This window comes from Microbacterium sp. STRO-1N, from assembly GCF_057748015.1.
In genome coordinates this window covers 1,994,795-2,018,500 of the sequence record NZ_CM173234.1, presented here as the reverse complement: position 1 = coordinate 2,018,500, position 23,706 = coordinate 1,994,795, and the positions used below count along the sequence as shown (strand labels likewise).

General features: G+C 65.0%; 23 protein-coding genes. 13 read left to right on the top strand and 10 right to left on the bottom strand.

The window, feature by feature from the left end:
• The first annotated feature begins 28 nt into the window (after window positions 1-28).
• Window positions 29-649 (top strand): class I SAM-dependent methyltransferase, encoded by a 621-nt coding sequence (locus AC3ANJ_RS09615; RefSeq protein ID WP_488316134.1) that lies wholly within the window; start codon window positions 29-31, stop codon window positions 647-649.
• Between the two features lie 839 nt (window positions 650-1,488).
• The gene (locus tag AC3ANJ_RS09610) at window positions 1,489-1,743 is read left to right on the top strand and encodes a hypothetical protein (protein WP_488316133.1); all 255 of its coding nucleotides are present in this window, start codon (window positions 1,489-1,491) and stop codon (window positions 1,741-1,743) included.
• A gap of 313 nt (window positions 1,744-2,056) precedes the next feature.
• Here AC3ANJ_RS09610 and AC3ANJ_RS09605 read toward each other — a convergent pair whose 3' ends face one another.
• Window positions 2,057-3,241: a TetR/AcrR family transcriptional regulator gene (locus AC3ANJ_RS09605; protein WP_488316132.1), complete on the bottom strand. Its 1,185-nt coding sequence runs from the start codon at window positions 3,239-3,241 to the stop codon at window positions 2,057-2,059.
• Window positions 3,242-3,359: 118 nt separating this feature from the next.
• Here AC3ANJ_RS09605 and AC3ANJ_RS09600 point away from each other — a divergent pair, with 118 nt between their 5' ends.
• Both AC3ANJ_RS09600 and AC3ANJ_RS09595 read left to right on the top strand, forming a co-directional pair.
• Complete coding sequence (locus AC3ANJ_RS09600; protein ID WP_488316131.1) at window positions 3,360-4,637, top strand: MFS transporter; 1,278 nt, start codon at window positions 3,360-3,362, stop codon at window positions 4,635-4,637.
• 94 nt (window positions 4,638-4,731) lie between these two features.
• Window positions 4,732-6,429 carry a glycoside hydrolase family 3 protein gene (locus AC3ANJ_RS09595; protein ID WP_488316130.1) on the top strand — a complete coding sequence of 566 codons (1,698 nt, stop codon included), beginning with the start codon at window positions 4,732-4,734 and terminating at the stop codon, window positions 6,427-6,429.
• 39 nt (window positions 6,430-6,468) lie between these two features.
• Here the strand turns inward: AC3ANJ_RS09595 and AC3ANJ_RS09590 are convergent, their stop codons facing one another.
• Complete coding sequence (locus AC3ANJ_RS09590) at window positions 6,469-7,395, bottom strand: AEC family transporter (protein WP_488316129.1); 927 nt, start codon at window positions 7,393-7,395, stop codon at window positions 6,469-6,471.
• A gap of 46 nt (window positions 7,396-7,441) precedes the next feature.
• Here AC3ANJ_RS09590 and AC3ANJ_RS09585 point away from each other — a divergent pair, with 46 nt between their 5' ends.
• Window positions 7,442-7,948: a CGNR zinc finger domain-containing protein gene (locus AC3ANJ_RS09585; protein ID WP_488316128.1), complete on the top strand. Its 507-nt coding sequence runs from the start codon at window positions 7,442-7,444 to the stop codon at window positions 7,946-7,948.
• 4 nt (window positions 7,949-7,952) lie between these two features.
• Here AC3ANJ_RS09585 and AC3ANJ_RS09580 read toward each other — a convergent pair whose 3' ends face one another.
• The 4 genes from AC3ANJ_RS09580 to AC3ANJ_RS09565 all read right to left on the bottom strand — a co-directional run bounded on the left by AC3ANJ_RS09580 (window position 7,953) and on the right by AC3ANJ_RS09565 (window position 11,543).
• Window positions 7,953-8,300, bottom strand: coding sequence for a winged helix-turn-helix transcriptional regulator (locus AC3ANJ_RS09580; RefSeq protein WP_488316127.1), 348 nt, complete (start codon window positions 8,298-8,300; stop codon window positions 7,953-7,955).
• A gap of 202 nt (window positions 8,301-8,502) precedes the next feature.
• Window positions 8,503-9,708 carry an amidohydrolase family protein gene (locus AC3ANJ_RS09575; RefSeq protein WP_488316126.1) on the bottom strand — a complete coding sequence of 402 codons (1,206 nt, stop codon included), beginning with the start codon at window positions 9,706-9,708 and terminating at the stop codon, window positions 8,503-8,505.
• Between the two features lie 60 nt (window positions 9,709-9,768).
• Complete coding sequence (locus AC3ANJ_RS09570) at window positions 9,769-10,263, bottom strand: RidA family protein (protein ID WP_488319261.1); 495 nt, start codon at window positions 10,261-10,263, stop codon at window positions 9,769-9,771.
• Window positions 10,263-11,543 carry an MFS transporter gene (locus AC3ANJ_RS09565; protein WP_488316125.1) on the bottom strand — a complete coding sequence of 427 codons (1,281 nt, stop codon included), beginning with the start codon at window positions 11,541-11,543 and terminating at the stop codon, window positions 10,263-10,265. Before AC3ANJ_RS09565 ends, AC3ANJ_RS09570 begins: the two co-directional genes overlap by 1 nt.
• Before the next feature lie 204 nt (window positions 11,544-11,747).
• On the opposite strand from AC3ANJ_RS09565, the gene AC3ANJ_RS09560 reads away from it, so the two are divergent.
• Entirely contained in the window at window positions 11,748-12,668 is a 921-nt protein-coding gene (locus AC3ANJ_RS09560; RefSeq protein WP_488316124.1) for a LysR family transcriptional regulator, read from the top strand.
• Window positions 12,669-12,732: 64 nt separating this feature from the next.
• Window positions 12,733-13,902 (top strand): PLP-dependent cysteine synthase family protein, encoded by a 1,170-nt coding sequence (locus AC3ANJ_RS09555; RefSeq protein WP_488316123.1) that lies wholly within the window; start codon window positions 12,733-12,735, stop codon window positions 13,900-13,902.
• 413 nt (window positions 13,903-14,315) lie between these two features.
• Here AC3ANJ_RS09555 and AC3ANJ_RS09550 read toward each other — a convergent pair whose 3' ends face one another.
• Window positions 14,316-14,465, bottom strand: a complete 150-nt coding sequence (locus AC3ANJ_RS09550; protein WP_488316122.1) for a DUF202 domain-containing protein — start codon at window positions 14,463-14,465, stop codon at window positions 14,316-14,318.
• Between AC3ANJ_RS09550 and AC3ANJ_RS09545 the strand changes: the two genes are divergently transcribed.
• Window positions 14,404-14,865 (top strand): DJ-1/PfpI family protein, encoded by a 462-nt coding sequence (locus tag AC3ANJ_RS09545; protein ID WP_488319260.1) that lies wholly within the window; start codon window positions 14,404-14,406, stop codon window positions 14,863-14,865. The two genes, AC3ANJ_RS09550 and AC3ANJ_RS09545, sit on opposite strands and share 62 nt — an antisense overlap.
• A gap of 14 nt (window positions 14,866-14,879) precedes the next feature.
• Here AC3ANJ_RS09545 and AC3ANJ_RS09540 read toward each other — a convergent pair whose 3' ends face one another.
• The 3 genes from AC3ANJ_RS09540 to AC3ANJ_RS09530 are packed head-to-tail and all read right to left on the bottom strand — an operon-like array spanning window position 14,880 to window position 17,782.
• A complete protein-coding gene (locus tag AC3ANJ_RS09540) occupies window positions 14,880-15,653 on the bottom strand; it encodes an ABC transporter ATP-binding protein (RefSeq protein WP_488316121.1) in 774 nt (257 codons plus the stop codon).
• Window positions 15,650-16,642 (bottom strand): ABC transporter substrate-binding protein, encoded by a 993-nt coding sequence (locus AC3ANJ_RS09535; protein ID WP_488316120.1) that lies wholly within the window; start codon window positions 16,640-16,642, stop codon window positions 15,650-15,652. Before AC3ANJ_RS09535 ends, AC3ANJ_RS09540 begins: the two co-directional genes overlap by 4 nt.
• Window positions 16,643-16,678: 36 nt before the next feature.
• Window positions 16,679-17,782 (bottom strand): FecCD family ABC transporter permease, encoded by a 1,104-nt coding sequence (locus AC3ANJ_RS09530; protein WP_488316119.1) that lies wholly within the window; start codon window positions 17,780-17,782, stop codon window positions 16,679-16,681.
• 159 nt (window positions 17,783-17,941) lie between these two features.
• Between AC3ANJ_RS09530 and AC3ANJ_RS09525 the strand changes: the two genes are divergently transcribed.
• From AC3ANJ_RS09525 to AC3ANJ_RS09505, 5 genes are all read left to right on the top strand, one after another.
• Complete coding sequence (locus AC3ANJ_RS09525; protein WP_488316118.1) at window positions 17,942-18,277, top strand: BlaI/MecI/CopY family transcriptional regulator; 336 nt, start codon at window positions 17,942-17,944, stop codon at window positions 18,275-18,277.
• A gap of 5 nt (window positions 18,278-18,282) precedes the next feature.
• On the top strand, window positions 18,283-19,089 hold the full coding sequence (locus AC3ANJ_RS09520; RefSeq protein WP_488316117.1) for a M56 family metallopeptidase: 807 nt from the start codon (window positions 18,283-18,285) through the stop codon (window positions 19,087-19,089).
• Window positions 19,090-19,159: 70 nt separating this feature from the next.
• The gene (locus tag AC3ANJ_RS09515; RefSeq protein ID WP_406250300.1) at window positions 19,160-19,387 is read left to right on the top strand and encodes a heavy-metal-associated domain-containing protein; all 228 of its coding nucleotides are present in this window, start codon (window positions 19,160-19,162) and stop codon (window positions 19,385-19,387) included.
• A gap of 76 nt (window positions 19,388-19,463) precedes the next feature.
• On the top strand, window positions 19,464-21,446 hold the full coding sequence (locus tag AC3ANJ_RS09510; protein WP_488316116.1) for a cytochrome c oxidase assembly protein: 1,983 nt from the start codon (window positions 19,464-19,466) through the stop codon (window positions 21,444-21,446).
• The gene (locus tag AC3ANJ_RS09505; protein WP_488316115.1) at window positions 21,443-23,692 is read left to right on the top strand and encodes a heavy metal translocating P-type ATPase; all 2,250 of its coding nucleotides are present in this window, start codon (window positions 21,443-21,445) and stop codon (window positions 23,690-23,692) included. The genes AC3ANJ_RS09510 and AC3ANJ_RS09505 overlap by 4 nt, the downstream gene beginning before the upstream one ends.
• The last annotated feature ends 14 nt before the right edge of the window (window positions 23,693-23,706 follow it).

The window sequence follows — 23,706 nt, the reverse complement described above, 5'->3', positions numbered from 1 at the left end:
ACGTGCTCTGGTCCGCAAGACTGGTGTGATGCACGATATGTTCGTCCGGCCTTCTGGTGCCGCAGGGGAGAGAGGCCTGCGCACCATGGCGCAAGCAGGTCGCGGAATGGCGTTAGAGGCGGTGGCGCTCCTGGGAATCGACGCCCCACGGGCACGCATGCTGGAGATCGGGTTCGGTCCAGGCGTCGGGCTCGAGGTGCTGCTCAACTCCTTCTCCCAGGGTGAGGTCGTCGGAGTAGATCCCTCGGAGGCGAGTCATCGGCATGCCGCGACACGGAACGCCGCAGCCATCGCGCGCGGACGCCTGCACCTGCTCTCGGGCACGGCCGAGGCGCTTCCGTTGCCGGATGAGCAATTCGATGGTGCGATCTTCGTCGACAACCTGCACTTCTGGCCGGACCCCCGCGCGGGTCTGGCTGAGGTGAGACGCGTGCTGCGGGACGGCGCTCCTGTCGTCTGTGCCTTCACGCCGCCGTCCGGGGGGCCTCCGGCACGTCTGCGTCGACTGTTCGAGACTGCCGGGTTCAGTGAGATCACGGAACCGAGATCCGTTCACGGCTCGTTGCTACGTGCTATTCATCGTGTGCTCCCGGAGGACAGAATGCCCCAACCGGGTGATGTCCGGCAGGCGCCGGATCACTTAGCGTGAGCGCCACAAGCGGCGGAATCGACTGTGTGGCTCGGGCGGGGTGCATTCCACGGGTCATGGATACAGCTCCTTCACGGACGGCCTGACGATCAGCGTCGGTCGCCTCGATTTGGTGGAGCTCGACTCGGGCGTCGCCTGATCACCGTCGGGGCCGGAGTTCGATGGTCGAGGGTCCTCGAGGCCGCGGCGCCGCACGGCTGGCCCCTCCCGCCGGCTCGTCGACGGATGTTGGGTACTCCCTGGGTGGCGGTCTCTCCATCATGGGGCGGGCTTTCGGCATGGCGTCGGTCAGGTGCATGCACTGCAGGTCGTGACGGTGGGTGGCGTGGGTGCGCGATGTCGACGTTCATCAAGAATCTGGCCTCTTCTGGGGCCTGCGAGGCGCAGGAGGCAACCTCGACGTCGTTACGCGCATCACGGGCGAACTGGTGCCGGTGACCGAGCTCCTCGGGGGGTCTAGTTCGACGGAGCACACATGCGCGAGACCTTACTCGCGTACGGAGAGTGGACGCAGACGATTCCCGATGAGATGTACACATCTCTCGCGATGATCTGGATGCCGTTCAGTCCCGCGGTGCCCGAACCGCTGCGCGGAAACGTGATCGCCCACCGGCTTGTCTGCCATCTGCGGGGAGCCGGTCGGGGGGGGGGGGGGACTGGATGCTCGAGTCTATGCGAGCGGTTGCGCCCACGCTGATCGATCGCGTGGGCATGATGCTCGCGGCCGATCTCAACTCGATCCACAGCGATCCGCCGGAGCCGGTCCCCTTCCACTTTCGCAAGTACCTGAACATCCGAGCTTCGTCGTCGGCCGAGACGCGGCCTTCAACCGGCATGTGGTGGGGCTGGATCTGCCCGAGATATCTCAGGCTGTGCATGCCGTCGTGGATGAGGCGATCCTCGCCATGGATCCGTGGGGCACCGGAGGCACGATTCTCAACGTGCACGGAGCGGTGAAGGACGAAGCGGACCGACGCCGAGCGTTCGACGACTCGACCTATGAGCGACTCGTGTCGCTCATCCGCGAATACGATTCGCAGGGTTTGCTCCGACACGGGCACAGCATCGCCCGCTCGGTGGGTTCAGCAGGCTGAGGCGTGGCCAGTCGGTTCCGTGGAATCGGAATCAGTGTCTCCTGATCCCTGAGCCGGTGAGGATGATCAGTACTAGCCTCAGAACGCGTCCTCGCTGATCGCCCCCTCGGAGATGAGGCGCACAGCGATGATCGTGCCGTCGCGAACGGTAAGCAGGTCGACGGCTGTCATGTCCATCGAGGCATTTGTGCGCGTGGCCGAGAAGGGGTGAGTACCCGGCTGGTGCCGGACGACGTCGGGGCTGAATTGCCTCTACAAGAGATGGGACTACCGCATCGGCTGTCTGCGGACGGATTCCTGGGTTCGCCCGCGGTCAGCCGCGTGCGGGGGACTCGCCGGGCGCGATGTCGAGCGCGGATTCGACGTGGTGCTCTAGCTCGCCCGGCAGATCGACTCCTCCCGGGTCCAGGAGAAGTTGGTATTGGAGGCCATCCCAGAGTGCAACGAGCCAGACCGCCTCAAGGTGCGGATCGTCAGCGCCGACGCCTGCGCGGGCGATGGCGCTTTCGAAGTAGTCGATCGTCCGAGCGTACCGATGAGCGAAGTACGCGTGAGCAGGGTGATCGGCATGCGTCGCCTCCGTCGAGAGAACGGCGTACATGTCAACCAGGCCGCGCTCCACGCTCAGGTCTCGACGAGCTTCATTGCCGAGTTCGCTGAGTTCTTGGCGGGGGGCGAGGATTTGATCCCCTCGGCGCGCGACGAGCTGTTCATCGCGTCGTCGAAGGACCTCCGCAAGGAGGCCGGCCTTGTCACCGAAATGATGCAGCAATGTTGAGGAAGAGATTCCCACTTCGGACGCCAGCTGGCGCACGGTTGTGCGGTGGTAGCCATTGCGGGCGAAGAGAACGGTTGCGTCCTCGATAATCTGGTGCCGCCGTGACTGACCGGGCGCATATCCGAAATCGGCGGGCACCAGCGTCGACAGCGGTAGCGCAGTCTTCTGAATGGGCGAGTCGACAGTTCTCAGGACGCGTGACTCCAGTCGGGCGCTGACGATTCGAGCAGGGTTCAGGGAGGGGAAATAGGACTGCATGACGATCAGTCCTTCCCATGCGGCCACGAGTGCGCTTGTGGTCAATCCGGCCGGGCGCCCGTATGCGGCCAGGATCCCCTCTGAGGATGTGAGCAACTGCTGGTGATGGCTGGCAGAGGTGCGCACCTCGAAGTTGTCAGTCAGTGCGACGCTGAGGAGCTGCACCGACATCTCGCGGTAGTCAGCGATATCGAGAAGCGATGACCACGACCGTGGGGTGGTGCCAAGTGCGGTCGACACTTCTGCGCAGAAATCTGCGCTGACGGCGCTGATGAGGGCGTCCTTCGTCGGAAAGTGGCCTTTAAGGCCGGGCCTGCTGATCCCGGTCTCGCTGGCGACGTCTTCAAGGGACGTTGAAGCGACACCTCGTGAGGCGATCAACGAACGAGCCGAGGAAATCGCGCGTGCTCTCGTCTGAGCGGTGGTCTCCGCGCGAGATCGACCAGGGAGGAAACGCGTCACCGGACAAGGATGTCACGAAACCATGAGTTACCTAACGTTCGAGATTCACTTACTGTTTGATCGATTTGTACGCTACCGTGTTTCCAGCCGCTGTTTCGCCATGAATGAGGAGTCGACGATGACAGAACCGTCCGCCAGTGCCGCCCCCACCCGATCACTACCAGCAGGGCCCGTCTCCGCGGCCTACCTGCCGACGCTAGGCCTCGCCAACTTCGGCGTGTACCTTGCTCTGCTGACGCCGGTGTTTGTGTCGTTGGCTTTCAAGCTGGAGCACATCACCGCGAATCGTGACGAGTCGGTGGCCGCACTCGGTCTCGTGATGGGTGTTGGCACTCTCTTCGCGATCATCTTCAACCCGCTCGTCGGCCGGCTTTCCGACCGCACTATGTCGCGATTCGGGATGCGACGCCCCTGGCTGATCGCGGGAGCTGTGGTCGGTTTCGCGGCTCTGGTTACTATCGGTCTGGCGAGCGAGGTGTGGATGGTGCTGCTGGGGTGGTGCGTCGCACAAGCGGCTCTAAACGGTACGTTAGCTGCGCTGAACGCGACGATCGCGGATCGGATGCCGGTGTGGAAGCGCGGGCTCGCGTCCGGAGTCATTGGCATCACGACCTCCCTCGGTATCCTGGGCGGGACGTTCGCCGTCAACTTCCTCGATTCGGACCTCTCGCGCTTCGCCGTGCCGGCACTCATCGGGCTGGTGCTGACCGTGCTCTTCGCTATGCTGCTGAAAGATGGCGTACGTCTCGCACCGCCCGCGACGGGGTACGGCTGGAGGGACTTCGTCGGCTCCTTCATCTTCAACCCCCGCAAGAATCCCGACTTCGGGTGGACCTGGCTGACCACGTTCCTGGTGATGTTCGGTTACGCCGGTATCGCCACGTATCTGCCGCTCTATCTGACAGACAAGTTTCGCCTGACCGAGGCAGAGGCCATCACCGCTGTGCTTGTCTGCAACCTCGCCGCTGTCGGCGCGCAAGCGATCTCTGGTCCGCTGGCGGGATACCTCTCCGACAAGCTCGGGCGACGGAAGCCGTTCGTCCTCGCTGCAGGCATCATCATGGTCGCCGGACTCGTCGTGCTCGCCTTCGCGCCCAGCGTCGAGGTTGTGATCGTCGGCCAGGGATTGATCGGGCTGGGTATCGGGTCCTTCCTTTCCGTGTCGCTTGCTCTTGCCACACAGGTTCTGCCCGACGCCGAGGACACGGCAAAGGACCTCGGGGTCATCAACATCGCCAATGCGTTGCCGCAATCGATCGCTCCGGCGATAGCGCCCGCACTCATCGCGTTGGGAGCCACGACGGCGATCGGAGGCTACTCGCTCTTCTACCTCGTCGGCGCCGCCGCGGTCCTCATCGGCGCGATCATCATCTTCCGAGTCAAGAGCACGAGGTAAGGCACCTATGGTTTCCGTCATTCCCCCTGTAGACGAGCGTTTCCGCGACAGCTCACTTCCTGTGGACGAGCGCGTCGAGATCCTCCTTGCGCAGATGACGCTCGAGGAAAAGGCGGGTCTCTTCTTCCACGCGATGATCTCCATGGGTGAGGATGGCGCGCTTTCTGAGGGCGACAAGGAGTTCGATCTCCCGTCGAACGCGGAGTACGTACTCGATCGTCATATGAGCCACTTCAATCTCCTCACTGGCGGTTCGCCCTCGGCGATGGCGGCGTGGAACAACCGCATTCAGGAGCTCGCTCGCTCGACCAGACTCGGCATCCCCATCACCATCTCCACAGATCCGCGCAACTCATATAGCGACAACCCGCTTGCTGGTCTTCTCGCAGGATCCTTCTCCGTGTGGCCGGAGGCTCTCGGACTCGCAGCGATTCGAGACGAGGCTGTGGTGAGGGAGTTCGCCGACATCGCGCGGCGAGAGTACCTAGCCGTTGGCATCCGCGTCGCGCTGCACCCGCAGATTGATCTCGCCACCGAGCCCCGCTGGGCTCGACAGTTGGACACATTCGGTGAAGACGTCGAATTGACGAGCCGGCTCGGCGTCGCGTACATCGAGGGATTCCAAGGCCGGAGACTCGGCCGTGAGTCTGTGGCGACGATGGTCAAGCACTTTCCTGGCGGAGGCCCGCAGAAAGATGGAGAAGACCCCCACTTCGCCTACGGTCGTGAGCAGGTGTATCCCGGCGGTCGATTCGATCTGCATCTGGAACCGTTCCGGGCAGCGATCGCCGCGGGCGCATCGCAGATGATGCCGTACTACGGCATGCCCGTCGGCACGGAGTACGAAGAGGTGGGCTTCGGGTTCAATCGTTCGGTCATCACGGGGCTCCTCCGGGAGCAGCTGGGGTTCGAAGGAATCGTCTGCACGGACTGGGGGCTGATCAACGATGCGACTGTGGATGGTGAGCCTTTCCCGGCTCGGGCGTGGGGCGTGGAGGATCTCTCGCCGCGTCAGCGCATGCGCAAGGCTGTCGACGCGGGTGTGGACCAGTTCGGCGGGGAAGCGTGTCCGGAGATGCTGGTGGAGCTCGTCGAGGCTGGCGAGATCTCCGAAGCGCGGCTGGATGAGTCGGCGCGCAGGCTGCTCTCGGAGAAGTTTGTCCTCGGACTCTTCGACGATCCTTATGTCGATCCGGCAGAGGCATCTCGAGTGGTCGGCGCCCCGGCGTTCATTGCGGCAGGGCTCGCCGCTCAGCGTGCGTCTCTGACTTTGCTGACGAACCGTGAGGGGGAAGCAGGACGACGTGCGCTGCCTGCTGCGGAAGGCCGGCGTCTCTACGTAGAGGGCATCCCCGAAGATGTTGCAGCGGAGTACGGCACCGTCGTCGCTGATCCGGTCCAGGCCGATCTCGCTATCGTGCGCATCCATGCGCCGTACGAGAAGAGGTCAACCGCGTTCGAGAACTACTTCCACGCGGGTTCGCTGGAGATGAACGACGAGACCGTCTCTCACCTCACCGATCTGAGCCAGAAGGCGACCACGATCGTGGACGTCTTCCTCGACAGGCCGGCGATTCTGTCCCCGGTTCTGGACACGGCACATGCGGTCGTCGCCAACTACGGTGCTCACCCGCGCGCGGTGCTCGACGTGCTCTTCGGGCGCGCTGCGCCGCGGGGACGTCTGCCCTTCGATCTGCCCTCCAGCATGGCGGCGGTCGAGGCGTCACGACCCGACGTGCCATTCGACACGGTCGACCCGCGGCTGCGTTTCGGCCACGGGCTGAGCTACTAACCTCCGCTCGTCAGCGCTGTCGGCGTGACCGGTCACCGGTCACGCCGAGAGCATGTCGGCAAGAACCAGCACGAGCGGCATCGTGGCCATGGCCAGTACGGTCTGCGAGCCAGTGATGGAAGCCATCAGCCGGACATCTCCTCCCATGCGTGCGGCGAGGATAGTCGCGCTCGGTGCGGTGGGAACGGCGCTGATAAGGACGATGCTCACAAGGCTTGAACCGTGGACTCCGAGGGCGATAGCGGTCGACACCGCGACGAGCGGCAGTACCCCGAGCTTGAGCAGTGACGCAACACCAACGTCGAGAAGATCGCGTATGCGGAACGCGAAGCGGAGAGCCGCGCCTGCGCAGAGCGTGCCGACCAGGAGAGCAGGCGCGGACACCGTGTCGAGCGTCTGAAGGAACGCCGGCACGGAGATGCCGGTCATGTTGAGTATCAGCCCGATCAGGCACCCGAGGATAAGCGGATTGGTGATGAGATCCCTCCACAGCGCGGGCCGCCGTCCGGCGGGATCCACGGTGCCATGGGTTGACAGCGTCGCGACGCAGATCACGTTGACAAGCGGGACGACGATCGCGCTTGCGAGAGCGAAGGTGGCGACGCCCTCCTCGCCATGTAGCGCGGAGGTCAAGACCAGGCCGACGTAGGTGTTGATCCGAATCGATCCCTGCATCAGGGATGTGAGCTGTGGGCCGTCCGCGCGAGTGAGGCGAGCGCTCGCGAAGGCGAGCACGGCCACGAGCAGAATCGGGAGGCAGATGCTCAGGGCGAATGGCCCCGGCTCGACTGTGGTGAGATCCGCACCGCCGATCGAGCTGATGAAGAGGGTCGGGGTGAAAATCCAGTAGCTCAACCACGACAGTCCGGCCCAGAACTCGGGGGAGGGCAGGACGTAGCGCCGGAGGAACGCCCCTCCCGCAAGGAAGAGAATGATCGGGGCGATCGCGGCCAAGAGGACAAGCATGTCGCAACTGTGATGCAATGAGTCAATGCAGTTCAACCATGACAACATGACTGGACCGCTGCTGGCTGCGGATCTCGTCACCCTTATTGGTCGAGGCTGGGATATCAGAACGGCTAGTGCTGTGCTGGCGAGACACCAGATTCGCAGGGGTGAGATCGACAAGAGCGCTGACGAGCGGTTACGGGCATGGGCCGCAGATATCGTTCCCGTCTTTCGTGCGGAGACAGTCGCCGCGCGTTGCGCCGAGATCAATCGGCTCCTCGCCGCAGGCGTTGGGGCACCTTACCTCACCACGCATGATTCGCTTCGCCCGCATTTGCACTTCGTGTCGGATGCGCACGACGTCATCGCGCGCGTCCGAGCTGTCACGGCGGGCGGGCTCGCGCTCTTCGTCGTCGAGTCCGAGGGCGCTCGGTTGGGCGTGTGTCAGCGAGAGGGGTGTCCGGTGGCATTCGTGGATACCAGTCGAAACGGTCGGCGCGCCTATTGCTCGGCGAAATGCGGCAATTATGACGCCGTGCGTCGTCACCGGGCTCCATTCAGTCGGCGATGACAGGCTATTCGGGTTCGTCGAGCCCGAAAAGGTGGGGCGGCACCGTCATGGCCCAGGCGTTCATGGCATCGAGAACCGGTTGGAGTTGCATCCCCACCGGGGTCAGCTCGTACACGACTCGAGGAGGAATCTCGGCGTACGCGGTGCGCGTGACCAGCTCGTGGGCCTCGAACTTGCGGAGCCGGCTTGAGAGCGTGTGTGCGCTGATTCCCGGGAGCGCCGTGAGCAACTCGTTGAATCGATGCGGGCGCTTGAGAAGCTCACGGACAATGAGCGTAGCCCAAGGCCCGTCGAGCAGGCTCAGGAACCGTGCGACGCCGCACTCCTGCAGTGCGCAGTGATCGAACCTCATGAGACCAAGGTTAGGCCTTGCTGAGATGGATGTAACTGATGCGTAGCCGGAAACGGATGTTGAATCACGCGTCGCCGTTGCACAGACCGTGGAGCGACGTGAATCCAGCAGAATCGGATCTCGGTAGTGAATTCGACGGCGCACACGCCATGTGAGGGTGGCCCGCCCAGGACTTCTCCTGGATGCGGGCCACCCCGTTCACTCAGCGGTGCGGCTGCACCTCTACTTCCCGGATCGGCGCGGGGGAGTTCCGGCTGCGCAGGGCGCGGATCTGCCCGTTGATGATGACGCTCGCGATGCCGGTGATGTCGCCCCGGTTCAGTGCGTCGATCGGGTGGTTTGCGGGTCCGCCCACGGGCTGCTGCACGAGGACGATGTCGGCGGGGCGCCCGTCGTCGAGCACGCCCTCGTCACGGCGCAGCACGCGGGCGGCGTTGCTTGTCGCGTAGGCGATGACGTCGGTCGCTGGCACGCCTCCGATGGAGGACAGCTCGGCGATGGTCTTGATGATCGCGAGCGGCATCACACCAGTGCCTGACGGCGTGTCTGAGCCGAGGATGACGCGATCGAGCGCATCGTTCTCGGCGGCCAGTCGCTGGATGTTGAGGCTGGCCGACAGGTTGCCGGCCTGCACCAGCTGCAGCGCCGCGGTCGAGTCCTTCACGAGGATCTCGACATCGGCTTCCGGCAGACTGGTCGTGCCGCCGTTGATGTGGCCGGCGATGTCGGGCGCCATGGCGAGAAGGTCGTCGACCGTGATCGGCGCGACGCCGGGCACTGATGACGCCCCACCTGAGTGCGACATCACCACGAATCCCGCGGCCTGCGCCCAGCGTACGTGCGGCACGGCATCCTGCGGCTTGTCGAACCCGCCGAAGCCGACTTTCATGAGCCAGATGCCCTGACGGGCGAGGCCGGCGTAGTCCTCCTCGTGCATGTACGGACCCGTCATCAGCGAACCGCCGTGGATGCGGACACCACCGGGGCGGTTGAGGGTGAACGAACGGTTCGCGGCGACAGCGACGGCCTTCACGCCGTCGCGGTCCATCGGTCGCCCCGGGAAGTGCACCTCGCCCGCCGACATCATCGAGGTGACACCACCGTGCATGTAGCTCTCGATGAAGCCGATCGTGTTCTGCTTCGGATTGAAGTCGCCAATCGCGAAGTGGGTGTGCGTGTCGAAGAGCCCAGGCAGCGCCACGGCGCCCTTCGCATCGATCACGACATCGGCTTCAGCATCCGCCGCCCCGCCGATCTCCTCGATCCGGCCGCCCAGGACGCGGATCGTCTCCACCTCGCGGAGGGGATCACCGAGGCGGCCGGTAACGGCGCCCCGCAGGTTCTTGATGAGAAGTGAGCCCGTGGTGGGGCCGAAGAAGCCCTCCGGGTAAGTCTCGTCCCAGGTCATTTCTCTACCGCCAATCAGTGTTGTTTTGGCACCCGCAGTTGCGGATGCTTTGGATCATCGTCATTCCCCGGGAAGGAGCGCCACCAAAAGCTCCACCTCGACCGGGCTGTTCTTGGGCAGCACCGCCACTCCGACCGCAGACCGGGTGTGAACTCCAGCATCCCCGAACGCCTGCTGTAGCAGGGTGCTTGCGCCGTCTATGACGGCGGACTGCTCGGTGAACTCGGGATCGCTCGCGACGAACCCGGTCACTTTCACGATGCGGGAGATCTGTCCAAGGTCTCCGACCGTGACCGCGAGTGCTGCGAGCGCGTTCAGCGCGCACTGCGCTGCGAGATCGGCCGCAAGGGCCGGATCCACCAGGCCATCGCCGTTGCCAACCTTTCCGGTGACCGGCAGCTTCCCCGCCACGAGGGGGAGCTGCCCGGAAGTGAAGGCGAGGTCACCCACCTGCAGCGCCGGCGTATAGGCCGCGATCGCCGACTGCATCTGGGGGAGGGCGTGCCCGGCATCCTGCAGGTTCCGGAGCACGTCCTCGTAAGTCAGCCTCGCCATCACTGCACCTCCGCCGGCGCCGCTGCTACCTCGGCAGTATCCCGTGATGACTCGCGCGCGACGAGCACCGAGACGACTGTGATGGCCAGCATCGCCGCGACGTATCCGGCGATCGGCACCCAACTCTCGAAGCGGCCGTACAGGGAGACCGCGATGATCGGTGCGAAGGCTCCACCCAGGATGCCGGACAGCTGATAGCCGAGCGATGCGCCGCTGTAGCGGACGTTCGCGGGGAACAGCTCGGTCGTGAACGCGGCGAGCGGGCCGTACATTGCTGCCCAGCAGAGCATGCCGACAAAGTCCGCCGTGATGATGAGCGCGAGGTTCTGCGTCTCGAGCAGCGGGAAGAACGCGAACACCCAGACCAAGGCACCGATCGCGCCGCCAAGGTACACAGGGCGCCGGCCCACCCGATCAGAGAGTGCGCCGAACGCCGGGATGAACAGGACCATGGTCGCGGCGCTGATCAGCACCACGAGCGTCGCGGTGGACTGCTCCACACCAACCATCTGAGTAAGGTAAGTCACGACGAACAGCACGAAGATGTAGAACGCGACGTCTGTGCCGATGCGGGAGCCGGTCGCGATGAGAAGCTCACGCTTCTGGTTGCGCAGCACCTCGAGGATCGGGATTTTCACGCGCTTGCCCTCTGCCGCCAGCTTCTCGAACTCGGGCGACTCGGACACACGGAGACGGATCCACAAGCCAATCGCGATGAGGGCCGCACTGAGCAGGAACGGCACGCGCCAGCCCCAGGCCAGGAACGCCTCATCATCAGTGATCCAGAGCATGACGGTCAGCGCGCCGTTGGCGAGCAGAAGCCCCAGTGGCACGCCGATCTGAGGCCAGCTCGCCGCGAACCCGCGACGCGTCGGGTCACCGTGCTCCAGGGACATCAGAACCGCGCCGCCCCATTCCCCGCCCAAGCCGAAACCCTGCACGAAGCGCAGGATCGTGAGCAGGATTGGCGCGACGATACCGATCGAGTCGTAACCAGGAAGCATGCCGATGAGCATCGTCGAGATGCCCATGATCATGAGCGTGATGATCAGGACCTTCTTGCGCCCAATGCGGTCACCATAATTGCCGAACACGATCGCGCCGATCGGGCGGGCGATGAAGCCAACCGCGAAGCTGCCGAACGCCAGCAGCGTTCCGACGAGTGGATCTACCGTCGGGAAGAACACAATGTTGAACACCAGCGCAGCGGCCGTCCCGTACAGGAAGAAGTCATACCACTCCAGCGCCGTGCCGATGACACTGCCGCTGATCGCGCGCACCCGGATGCCGCGGTCGTGCGCTGATTCCGATCTTGTCGAGGCCATGATGCCTTCTCCTTCTGCTTAGCGGGTGCGCACCAGCGTCGATGCTCATGCGCCTTCGGACTGCTTCGGGTGTTGCGGTATCTTCATCATCGTCACACCTGAGCCAAGAACCAACGGCATTCCTATTACCGTTGCCAAACTCCTGCTTATACTTCGAGCATGCTGGACACCCAGAGACTCCTGACCTTCGAGGCCGTGGTGCGGATCGGCAGTTTCGCCGGCGCAGCCCGCGAACTCGGTTACACCCAACCAGGCGTCAGCCAGCAGATGAAGGCGCTCGAGCGGGACCTCAAGACGACACTATTCGCCCGCGAGGGGCGCGGACTCAAGCTCAGCGAGCAGGGCGAAGTGCTGGCATCCCGAGTGGGTGAGATCCTCGCCGAGCTGCGGGCCACCGAAGAGCGCATCGCCGCCGTCACCCGACTGAAGGAGGCGCGCGTGCGGGTATGTGCGTTTCCCAGCGCCAATGCGACGCTCGTCCCAGCCGCCATCTCCCGGCTACGCTCACGGCAGCTGGGGATCGAGATCGAGCTGTTCGAGGCGGAGCCGCCAGAATCCCTGCAAGGACTGGAGACCGGCGAGTACGACATCGTCGTCGCGTTCCGGTACGACGATCAGCCAGGACCGGAGGCGGATGACCCGCAGCTGGCGAGCATCCCGCTCCTCAAGGAGCCGATGATGCTTATGCTGTCGGACGATCACCCCCTCGCCCGGCGCAAGCAGATTGCGCTCTCGGAACTCAAGGACGAGCGCTGGGTCGCGGGATGCGTGCGCTGCCGACAAGAGTTCGTGAACGCGTGCGACGACGCCGGCTTCGCACCACGCATCGACATCACCACCGATGACAACCTGGCGGTGCAGAGCTACGTCGTCGCGGGACTAGGGCTGGCCGTGATGCCGCACATGACCCAGTCGTTCGTGAAACACCCAAAACTTCGATCCCGGCCACTGCTGCCAGAGCGGCATCGTCACGTGACTGCGACCGTGCTCCGCTCGCAGCGGCGTTCCCCCGCGATCACGAAGGTGCTCGCATCGCTGAAGGAAGCGGCCGACGCCATCGCGGTGAGCTCCTACATATAAGGAACTGTTTGATAAGCATCCGATTCTCGCGCTCGCCGTTTGCTCTTCCTGATCTCACACTGGGATGAAGCGCAGGTGCTGTCTGTCCTGCACTTGGGAACGCGAGGAAGAGGACGACATGCAGCATCAACTCCAGGTCACGACTCCGGATGTCGCCTCGAATGCGAGCCGATCAGATCGGCGCTGGGTGCGTCACTCGTTGGAACTCCTTGATGCGGAGGCCGGCCGCAGCGGATGGACGCCGCTCCTGCCGTTTCGTATGGATGGGTTGGAAGGTATCGATATCTATCTGAAGGACGAGTCGCTGCATCCGACCGGCAGCCTGAAGCACCGGCTCGCCCGCTCGCTCTTTATGCACGGGCTCTGCAACGGCGATATCGGCCGTGGCACGACCATCATCGAGGCGTCCAGCGGCTCGACAGCCGTGAGCGAGGCGTACTTCGCGCAGATCCTCGACCTGCCGTTCGTTGCCGTCCTCCCCGCAGCGACCAGCCAGGAGAAGATCGCGCTGATCAGGCGATACGGTGGTGGCGTCCATGTCGTAGATGATCCGACCGAGGTGGTCGCCACCGCGCAGGGACTGGCGGATGACAGCGATGGTTATTTCATGGACCAGTTCACGTTTGCGAGCCAGGCGACCGACTGGCGCAGCGGCAACATTGCCAGTGAGCTGTTCAGTCAGATGTCGAGAGAGAGGCACCCTGTACCGGACTGGGTCGTCGTGGGTGCGGGCACCGGCGGCACGAGCACTACGATCGCGCGTCATGCTCGGTACAAGGGCATCAGCAGCCGCGTCGCCGTCGTCGACCCCGACGGTTCTGCGTTCTACGAGGGATGGCGACGGAAAGACACGAGTTTCCTGACCTCCACCCCCTCGCGCATCGAAGGCATCGGGCGTACGCGGGTCGAGTCGTCGTTCGTGCCCAATCTCATCGACGAGATGGTCCAGGTTCCTGATGGGGCGTCGATCGTCACGATGCGCTGGGCGTCCGAGCGGCTCGGGCGGCGGGTGGGGCCCTCGACGGGAACCAACATCTGGGGGGCGCTCCAGCTCGCGCTGCGGATGCGCGCCTCGCGGCGCGAGGGGAGTATCGTGACCCTGATCTGCGACGTCGGCGACCGGTACGCCTCGACTTACTACGACGACGACTGGGTAGCGGCTCGGGGAATCGACCCGACGCCGTACCGCGGGGCGCTGTCGGAGTTGTGCTCCGTCGAAACGCGGAACGCCTGAGACGCGCCCGAGCCTCGGTCGTGCCGGCGGGGTGAGCGACTAGTTTCACTTCCCCAGGAGGGCGCAAACACGGGTCGTTAGCCCGATGCTTCATTTCGATCAATCCGGCCACTACACCAGTGGCGGGGGAAGCGCTCCCTGCACTGGTAAGTGGGAGTGTCAGCGGGGTTCTAAGGAAGACGCCAGCACTAATACGACCCAGATCCCCGCCAGCCCGAGCGAGGTCGTTGCGGTGGCAGCCAACGCCATGAGCGCGCCATCCGGCAACTCGGGCCGGGCTGGATCGGCGAACGGGGCGACGTTCGCCCTCCGATACCGTCGCCTTGCAGCGCTCCAAAGGGAAGAGGCAAGGATGAATCCTACGACTCCCGGCAATATTCCGAGAGCGGAATCGAGTGCCTCGGGGAGGAGCTTCAGTGCAAGAAGTGACCCGACCGAGAGGACAGTGCCGTGCGCCGCCAAGCCAGCTCCGTCCTCTCCGGTTGGAGGCCGGGGTCGAAAATTCTCGTTCCCGGGGGAGACACCGGCGTTCTGGTCGCGGACAAGGCTGCAATCGCGAACATCAGGCGACTGGGGCAAGCCGCCGATCTTGTCACGAGCGTATTCTCGGGATCCATCGCCCTCGCCGCCGCCGGGCTGCTCGACGGCCATCGGGCGACGTCGCACTGGTCGGTGTGGCACCTGCTACCCGGCTACGGGGCCATCGAGGTCAATGAACGCGTGGTCGAGGACGGGAACGTGTTCACCGCAGCCGGCGTGACGGCCGGCATGGACCTGGCCATCCGCCTCGTCGCGCGTTTCCGCGGCGACGACTACGCACGGTTTCTCGAACTCGGCGCCGAGTACGACCCGGAACCTCCGTTCCGTGTCGGGACACCGGAGAAGGCAGGCCCGGAACTCCCTGCGCTGTCACGCGACTTCCTCGCACCGCTCGAAGAACAGCTGCGGGCTCCCACCGAATAGGCCTGCATCGGTGCCTACGAACTGACGGTTGCGCGCGTCGGTGCGAAGATCAGTTGTGGTACGCCGGCATGTTCGATGCGTTCGACGGTGATCCCGTAGACAGCCTCGACGATCGACGGCGCCAGGACGTCACCGGGGACGCCCTCGGCCACTGTTCTGCCCTTGTCGAGGAGGACCAGGCGGTCGCAGTAGCGGGCGGCGAGGTTGAGGTCATGGAGGACGACGATGGTGGTGACGCCGATATCGCGAACCAGGTTCAGGATCTCGTGCTGGTAGCGCACGTCGAGATGGTTGGTCGGCTCGTCGAGCAGCAGGTGCGATGCGCCCTGTGCGATCGCGCGGGCGATGAGGACGCGCTGCTTCTCCCCGCCGGAGAGACCTGTGAAGACCCGGTCGGACAGGTGCTCCGCCGACACCTTCGTCAGGGCGTTGCTGACGATGTCGTGATCGCGGTCGGTATGGCGTTCGAAGGAGCGCCGGTGGGGGGTGCGCCCGAGCAGGACCATCTCCTGGACCGTGAAAGGCAGGTCAGTGTCGGACTCCTGGACAACGACCGCGATCTGCTTCGCCACGTCCCGGGGAGTGAGATCCTCCAACGCGGCGTCATCGATCAGTACGCTCCCCGTATCCGGTGTCAGCGAGCCGTGGAGCGTGCGTAGGAGCGTGGACTTGCCGCTCCCGTTCGGGCCGATGAGGCCGACGACCTCACCGGGCGCGGCGGTGATCTCGATGCTCTCGAGGACCGTGGCTCGGCTATAGGTGAAGCTGATTCTGTTGCCGGTGATCATCGGTGGAAGTGCTCCACGATCTGGCTGAGCCCGTCGATCGTGATCGGTGAGGCGGGGGAGGTGAACCCGAACAGCAGCGGGAGCATCGTGTCGTTCTGGACTGCGGTGAGCTCGTCGGCGCCGGGAAGAGTGGTGATGGATGACTCCACCTCGTCGGCGGTGGCACCGCTGTGGAGCAGGATCAGGATGTCCGGGTCGCGGGCGAGGAGTTCTTCGACCGATACCTCAGCGGTCCGGTCGGGGAGATCAGCGAACACGTTGGTGAAGCCGGCGAGTTCGAGCAGCGTGTGGTTCATGCTGCCTTCCCCGTACGCGTAGACGGGCCCGCCGCCGATCGTCGGGTACAGCATCGCCGCAGTGCGGTCCTCCCCATCGGGGATCTGTGCCAGTGCGCTCTCGATCTGCTGATCGATTTCCGCCAGGGCGGTACCGGCTTCGGACTGCCGGTCGAAGACATCGGCGTAGAGGGTGAAGAGCGTGTCGATGTCGTCCAGCGTGGAGGTGGCCTGGCTGCCCGCGCAGGATTCCTCGTTCTCCAGCACGTTGATGCCCTGGGCGATGAGCCCCTCACGGGTGACAGTCTCCGAGGTGCCGATGACCAGGTCGGGTTCCTGCGCGATGACATCCTCGATGGAGATTTCTCCTCCGCCGACCTGGGAGATTTCATCGCTGAGTACCGGGATATCTGCCATCACGGTTTGCGTGTCGCTGTCGAAGTAGTCGTCGTGGAAACGACCTACGAGCCCGACAACCCGGTCGAGAACGTTCAGTGAGGACAGCACCGGGATCACCTCGTTGCGGAGCACGACGACACGCTCCGGCGCCTCGTCGAAGGTGATCTCGTTGCTGCAGTTGGTGACGGTCACTGGGTAGCCAGTTTCCGGTCCTTGCGTCTGTTCGTTGCTGGGGCTGCTCGTGCAGGCGGCGAGACTGGCCAGGACGGTGAGCGCGGTGACCGCTCCGAGCGCGGAGCGTTTCTTGGTGTGCATGTGGGTTCTCCAGTCGGTGTCGATGGGCAGGCGAGTTCAGGAGGGCAGGGCGTGGAAGCGGCGCACTAGGACGACTAGGAACGGCGCGCCGATGAGCGCGGTGACGATGCCGATGGGCAGCTCTCTGGGCGACCAGACGGTGCGAGCGAGCACGTCGGCCGCGACGAGGAACGTTGCACCGAGAAGTGCCGCCAGTGGCAGCATGCGCCGATGAGAGGCACCGACGAGGCGGCGGGCGAGGTGGGGAACGACGAGGCCCACGAACCCGATGGCCCCGGAAGAGGCGACCACCGCCCCGACACAGAGACTGACCACCGCGAGTAGTTGCACACGGAACCGTCCGGGGGAGACGCCGAGGGCGAGGGCCGTCTCATCCCCGATCGACAACGCGTCCAGTTTCCGGGACCACAGCGTCATCACGGCGATGGTGATGAGAACGATGACGATGACAATGAGCAGGGTGCCGTTCCACTGTGCGAGCGTGAGCGAACCCAGGAGCCAGAACATCACCGACCGCGCCCCCTCGGGAGAGTCGGAGGAGAACACGAGAATGCTGGTCGTCGCCGACAGCACATACCCGATCGCGACGCCGGCCATCACGAGCCGGATCGAGGTCATCCGTCCGCCCGAGCGCGCCAGCACATACACGCTCGCCGAGGCGACCGCAGCACCGGCAAACGCACTCAGCGGAAGAGCGTAGGCGCCGAACCCGCCAGCGACGCCGAACAAGAGGGCTGCTGCCGCTCCGGTGGATGCTCCCGAACTGATGCCCAGGAGGTAGGGGTCCGCGAGAACATTTCGGACCATCGCCTGCAGTACGGCGCCACAGACCGCAAGTCCCGCTCCCGCCGACGCTCCCAGCAAGACCCGGGGCAGTCGCACGTTCCAGACGATCGATTCTTCCGCCGCGCCCCTGGACGCCAGATGCGGAATACCGATGAGGCGGTGCCCGATGATGGAGAGCGCCGCATCCGGGGAGATGGACACCGAGCCCAGCGCGATCCCCCCGACCATCACCGCGACGAAGGCGGCCCCGACGACGACGTACCATCGCCAGAACGCCCCAATCCAGTTCGTCCTCGGTCGCTGCAGCGGTGACGGCGTCGGCGCGCGAGCAGCCTCGGTATCAGCAGTGGTCATCGGCGGGCCCCTCGGAACAACGATCAATTATCTCTACATACTGTAGTAGTACTGGAGCACGACAAGATGTAGACGGTAAGCTGAGGGATATCGCGATGATCGGAGGTGCAGATGGCTGGCGAGAGGACTCGTGAGCGTGGGGAGCTCGAGGGAGAGGTGATGCGCATCCTCTGGGGTGCATCCGAGCCGATGAGCGCCCGGGAAGTCCAGGCGCTGTTCACCGGTCATGTGCCCGCATACACCACGCTGATGACGTCGTTGGAACGTCTGCAGAAGAAGGGCGATGTGATCCGTTCGGGCGACTCGCCTCGCAAGGTGCGTTTTCACGCGGCTAGATCCGGAGACGAGCATGTCGGCAGATCGATGATGTCAGCTCTGGACGGTGCGGGGGACCGGCAGGCCGCGCTCCTCCGGTTCGCGGGCAACCTTGCCCCCGAAGACCTCGACCTTCTCCGCGGCGCCATCGACAGTCCCCCCAAGCGCAAGCGCAGGTGAACCGGGTGGTCTTGACGCTGACCTTCCTGGGGGTGGCAGGAGCGATCCTCGTCCTGTCGCCACTGGTGTTGACCGCGGGGCGCTGGCAGGTGCGGCATCCGCGCACCGCGCTGACGCTCTGGTTCAGCGCATTCCTCACCGGAACAGGTTTCGCCGCCGCCTCCGTGATTACGGCGCTCACTTCCAGCGTCATCGCACGGGACGCGTCCAACTCCGTCGAGAGCTTCGCGCTGACGGCGGCAGGATGGGGGAGCCTCGGTGTTGTCGGCGCGCTCATTGCGTTCGTCTCCGCCTCCGCCGAGCCACTTACCCAGTCGTGGCGGGAATCCGTGGGCAGGTTTGCACCGGTCGCGATCGCCCGCGAAGGTCGAGGGGTCTATACGTTGGTGTGGTTCTGTTCCGATGATCCGATCGCGTGCGCGGTGCCGTCCCGCTCCCCGGAGATCTTGGTCTCGACCGGACTCCGAGAGCTCCTCAGCCCTCCACAGCTCGCGGCTGTACTCGCTCACGAGCATGCCCATCTGCGGCAGCGACACGGGTGGGCGGTGCGGATCGCGGAGATCAACGCGCTCTGCCTGCCCAGGTCGCTGCGCGCCGGACGTGCCCTCAAGCGCGCCACCCTGCTGCTGATCGAACTGATCGCTGACGACACCGCTGCCAAACACGCCGGCGCCGTTCACCTCGCCAACGCCCTCGCCACGATGGGGCGCACCACGGCAGACCCCGGGCTCGAGCTTCGCGCCGACCGGCTCACCCTCCGGAAGTGGCCGTCCACACGGCACCACAGGTACGCGGCCGCCGCGCGCGCATAGTCTCAGCCGCCCCTCAACTCTACGACGTATTGTAGAGTTAATTGAAGTTTTCGGCTGAGAGGAACCGGTGATGGCTGAACTTGAGTTCTGGGTGAACGGGATGACGTGCGAGCATTGCGAGCGTGCCGTTACTGCCGAGCTGACCTCGCTGGCCGCGGTGAGCGACGCGCAGGTCGACGCGCCGTCAGGGCGTGTCCTGATCACTCCCACCGGCCCTGTCGATCGCGCAGACCTGGAACGCGCTGTCGAGGACGCCGGCTACACTGTACGATCCTGGTCTCCATTGCCGGATGCCTGAACCAGCTATCGCAGATGCAGGGCTGAGCACGACGCCCGATCGGTCTGTTCGCGGTTCGCGGCGTGGTGCGATCGCGTTGATCGCTCTCGGATTCGCGACCTTGTCGGTCGCGTTTCCTGTTGTGGTCGCCCTGCTCCTGGGGGAAGCTCCATACGAGCAGATATTCGTCAGTTACCCCGGTGTCGACGTCGCCGTTGTCACGGCGGTTCTTCTTGCCGTCAGCCAGGCGGCGAGCCTGATCAGCGTCGGCACGATGGTCCACGTGCTGTTTCTCGGCGACACCCCTGCCCGGCGGGCGCGTTTCCTTCCGCAAGGTTTCGAGATGCGTCTTCTGCGGACTGCGTCCGCGATCTGGGCGACGGGTGCAGGGGCACTGGTGGTGTTCGAAGCGCTCGACTCCAACGGCGCCCCGCCGGAAGACCGGCTCGGTATCCTCGACGCTCTCCCTTTCCTGTGGGAATTGAGCGACGCGCCAAAGGCATGGACGATCAGCCTGGTTGCAGCGCTGATGGTCCTGTTCGGGTCGTTCTTTGCGGACACGTGGATGGGCCTGCTTATCCCCTTGTGGGCTGCGGCGATCGGGGTGCTCGCGCCGGTGGTGACCGGGCAAGTTCTCGTTGGGCCGAATCATGACTTCGGAGGTGATGCGGCCGTCTTCCAGACCATCGCGGCCTACGCGTTCTTCGGCGCCGTTGCCACCTCCGGCCTACGGGTGGCATCCGGGCGCCTCGTCGCGCCCGCGACGCTGCGGCGCCTCTTCCTGGTCGGGGCGGTGGCATTGCCGGTGATCATCGTCGCCGAGGTGGTGATCGGGCTGTTCAAGCTCGCCGGTTCTCCCGTCACCGCCTCTGTGACAGGATGGCTCATCCTCGCCAGCGGCGCTTGCCTGCTCGTCGCCGCTGGCTCCCTGGCCTGCGGGTGGTGGCTGGGACGGCGCGGGCGCCTGCGTGCGGATAACGTCACAGCCCTCCTCACCGTCAGCGCGGTGGCGGTGACCGGGTGGATCGGGACAGGCGTGGCGATGACCCGGCAGCCGCCACCGCAGTACTTCGTCCCGACCAGCATCGAGCAGGTCTTCATGGGCTTCGAGGTCCCCGACGCCCCAACGCTCGCTGTGCTATTCGGGCAGTGGCGACCCAACCTCCTTTTCCTCGGCATCGCCGCTATCGCGGTCACGGTGTATCTGCTCGCTGTCCGTGCCCTGCACCGACGGGGTGACCGGTGGCCGGTCGGGCGCACAGCGGCATGGCTGGCCGGGTGGACGATCGTGGTCGTTGCGACGAGCTCGGGGTTCGGGAAGTACTCCGCCCCGGACTTCGGGGTCCACATGATTGTGCACATGTCGCTGAACATGCTCGCCCCTGGCCTCCTCGTCCTTGGCGGAGTCGTCACCTTGCTGCTGCGCGCAACCCGCTCCGGGCGCAGCCAGCCAGCTGGGCTGCACGACTGGATCACCTGGGTGCTGCACTGGCGGGTATTGCGCTTCGTGTACAACCCACTGCTCGTGTTCGTGGTGTTCGTCGGCTCCTACTACGGCCTCTATCTGACGAGCATCTTCGGGGACTACATGCGGTTCCACTGGGCGCATCAGCTCATGAACGTGCACTTCCTCATCGTCGGGTACCTGTACTACAGCCTGATCATCGGGGTCGACCGGCCACCACGACCCCTCCCGCACATCGGGAAACTCGGGTACGTGCTGGCGGCGATGCCGTTCCACGCCTTCTTCGGCGTGATTCTGATGACCAGCCCCGCCATCATCGCCGAGGACTTCTATCTGCGCCTCGACCTGCCCTGGGCCGACCTGCAGGCGCAGCAGTACCTCGGCGGAGGTGTCGCGTGGGCGGGCGGGGAGATCCCACTGATGATCGTCATCGTCGCCCTCGCCATCCAGTGGAGCCGGCAGGATGCCCGCGAAGCCCGGCGCAAAGACCGCCATCTGGACATGGGGCGCGATGATGAATTCGACGCCTACAACCAGATGCTTGAGCGACTAACCGAACGAGACGCCACGCGCTCAGCCCCGCGCCCCGCCGTTCAGGAGGACCTACGATCATGACTGTCACCGACACCGCGGCCCCGGCCATTCCGCTCGAGCTAGACATCTCGGGCATGACTTGCGCGGCGTGTGCGGGACGTGTCGAACGCGCGCTGAACAAGATCGAGGGCGTGACGGCGAGCGTCAACTACGCCACCGAGCGGGCTCTGGTCAGCGGACTCACCGATGACGACGTGTCCGCGGCGGTTCGTCAGGTGGAGAACGCGGGCTACGGGGCCCATGTCCGTGACGGAAGCGACGATGCCTGGTCCGCCCGCGCCACCGAGGTGCGGATCTCCTCCTTGCGTCGGCGCCTGGCTGTGTCTGCGTTGCTGACCGTGCCGCTGATGGACATCACCATCGTCTTCGCCCTCGTCCCAGGCTGGCGGTTCCCCGGTTGGGAGTGGGTATGCGTCCTCCTCGCCCTGCCGATCGTGACCTGGGCGGCCTGGCCGTTCCACCGAGCCACACTCCGCAACCTCCGACACGGCGCCGTCAGCATGGACACCCTCGTCTCCCTCGGCATCGCCGCCTCCTTCGGATGGGCGGTCATCACGTTGCTGCTCGGGTTCGGCGCGACGGACGCTGCCGGATACTGGCTGGGCTTCGGGGCAACCCCCGCCGGTGCGGACTCCATCTACCTCGACGTCGCCGCAGGAATGACAACCTTCCAACTCGCAGGCCGCTACTTCGAGACCCGCTCACGGCGCAAGGCAGGAGACGTCCTCGGCGCGCTCAACGCTCTCGCCGCCACCCATGTGCGGATCCTCCGCGATGGCGTCGAGACGATCGAACCCGCCGCGACTCTCCGCGTCAGCGACACCTTCGTGGTCCTCCCGGGCGAGACCATTCCCGCGGACGGCACCGTTCTCAGGGGCGCCGCTGCTGTGGATGCGAGCATGATGACCGGCGAGCCCGTTCCTGTCCCGGTTGCCGCCGGCGACCAGGTCACCGGTGGCACGATCAGCACCGACGGACGCTTGGAGATCACCACGACATCGGTCGGCGCGAACACCCAGCTCGCCCAGATGGCCGCGCTCACCGAACAAGCACAAGCACGCAAAGCCGGGGTGCAGAACCTTGTCGACCGGATCGTCACCTGGTTCGTCCCCGCCGTCATCACCTTGGCCGTGGTCGTCACCATCGCCTGGACACTCGCCGGGACGCCGTTCACCCAGGCTTTCGGAATCGGGATCAGCGTCCTCATCATCGCCTGCCCGTGCGCGCTGGGTCTGGCGACCCCCACGGCGCTCATGGTCGGCATCGGTCGGGCAGCGACGCTCGGTATTCTCATCAAAGGCCACGACGCCCTCGAAGCATCAGGCGCCATCACCACGGTTGTGCTTGATAAGACGGGCACTCTCACGACCGGACGGATGAGCGTCGAAACGGTCACCGCCTTCGGCATCCCCGAGCACGAGCTCTGGCGCTTCGCCGCATCAGTGGAACAAGGCTCCGAACACGCCATCGCCCGCGCCATCCAAGAATCCGCCACCCACCACGTCACCGACCTTCATCTATTGGAGGACTTCACCGCGCTCCCGGGACTGGGAGCGACCGCCCGCATCGCAGGACGCACTCTCCTCATCGGCAACGCCGACCTGCTCCGCACCCACGGAATCGACCTCACACCCGCCGCGTCCGCTCTCGCAGACGCTCACGACCAAGGACACACCATCGCACTCGTCGCCTGCGACGAGGAACTCATCGGATTACTCGCTCTCGCCGACACGATCAAGCCCGGAGCCGCAGACGCCATCGCAGCACTGCACGCCCAGAACCTCACCACCGTGCTCCTCACCGGCGACAGCGCCGCTGCCGGTGCCCGCATCGCCAAAGAACTCGGCATCGAACACGTCCACGCCGAAGTGGCGCCGGCCCAAAAAGCCGACGTCGTGCGCGAAATCCAAGAAGCCGGACAGAAGGTCGCCATGGTCGGCGACGGCATCAACGATGCGGTCGCCCTCGCCACCGCAGACTTGGGCCTGGCCCTCGTCTCCGGCACCGACATCGCACTGAAAGCCGCCGATATCATCCTCGTCCGCGACGACCTCCACGTCATCCCCGACGCGATCGCGATCTCCCGCAAGACCCTCCGGACCATCCGCATCAACCTCGGCTGGGCATTCGGCTACAACATCGCCGCCATCCCCATCGCCGCAGCCGGACTCCTCAACCCCCTCATCGCCGCCGCAGCCATGTCACTGTCCTCTGTCCTCGTCGTCTACAACAGCCTCCGCATCCAACGCGTACGCAGCACCCGCTGACACCGCTGGACAGT

Coding starts and splice junctions, on each gene's coding strand:
- AC3ANJ_RS09615 (WP_488316134.1), top strand. CDS start 29: ATGCACGATATGTTCGTCCGGCCTTCTGGTGCCGCAGGGGAGAGAGGC.
- AC3ANJ_RS09600 (WP_488316131.1), top strand. CDS start 3,360: ATGACAGAACCGTCCGCCAGTGCCGCCCCCACCCGATCACTACCAGCA.
- AC3ANJ_RS09595 (WP_488316130.1), top strand. CDS start 4,732: ATGACGCTCGAGGAAAAGGCGGGTCTCTTCTTCCACGCGATGATCTCC.
- AC3ANJ_RS09590 (WP_488316129.1), bottom strand. CDS start 7,395: ATGCTTGTCCTCTTGGCCGCGATCGCCCCGATCATTCTCTTCCTTGCG.
- AC3ANJ_RS09585 (WP_488316128.1), top strand. CDS start 7,442: ATGACTGGACCGCTGCTGGCTGCGGATCTCGTCACCCTTATTGGTCGA.
- AC3ANJ_RS09580 (WP_488316127.1), bottom strand. CDS start 8,300: ATGAGGTTCGATCACTGCGCACTGCAGGAGTGCGGCGTCGCACGGTTC.
- AC3ANJ_RS09575 (WP_488316126.1), bottom strand. CDS start 9,708: ATGACCTGGGACGAGACTTACCCGGAGGGCTTCTTCGGCCCCACCACG.
- AC3ANJ_RS09570 (WP_488319261.1), bottom strand. CDS start 10,263: ATGGCGAGGCTGACTTACGAGGACGTGCTCCGGAACCTGCAGGATGCC.
- AC3ANJ_RS09560 (WP_488316124.1), top strand. CDS start 11,748: ATGCTGGACACCCAGAGACTCCTGACCTTCGAGGCCGTGGTGCGGATC.
- AC3ANJ_RS09555 (WP_488316123.1), top strand. CDS start 12,733: ATGAAGCGCAGGTGCTGTCTGTCCTGCACTTGGGAACGCGAGGAAGAG.
- AC3ANJ_RS09550 (WP_488316122.1), bottom strand. CDS start 14,465: ATGTTCGCGATTGCAGCCTTGTCCGCGACCAGAACGCCGGTGTCTCCC.
- AC3ANJ_RS09540 (WP_488316121.1), bottom strand. CDS start 15,653: ATGATCACCGGCAACAGAATCAGCTTCACCTATAGCCGAGCCACGGTC.
- AC3ANJ_RS09535 (WP_488316120.1), bottom strand. CDS start 16,642: ATGCACACCAAGAAACGCTCCGCGCTCGGAGCGGTCACCGCGCTCACC.
- AC3ANJ_RS09530 (WP_488316119.1), bottom strand. CDS start 17,782: ATGACCACTGCTGATACCGAGGCTGCTCGCGCGCCGACGCCGTCACCG.
- AC3ANJ_RS09525 (WP_488316118.1), top strand. CDS start 17,942: ATGCGCATCCTCTGGGGTGCATCCGAGCCGATGAGCGCCCGGGAAGTC.
- AC3ANJ_RS09515 (WP_406250300.1), top strand. CDS start 19,160: ATGGCTGAACTTGAGTTCTGGGTGAACGGGATGACGTGCGAGCATTGC.
- AC3ANJ_RS09505 (WP_488316115.1), top strand. CDS start 21,443: ATGACTGTCACCGACACCGCGGCCCCGGCCATTCCGCTCGAGCTAGAC.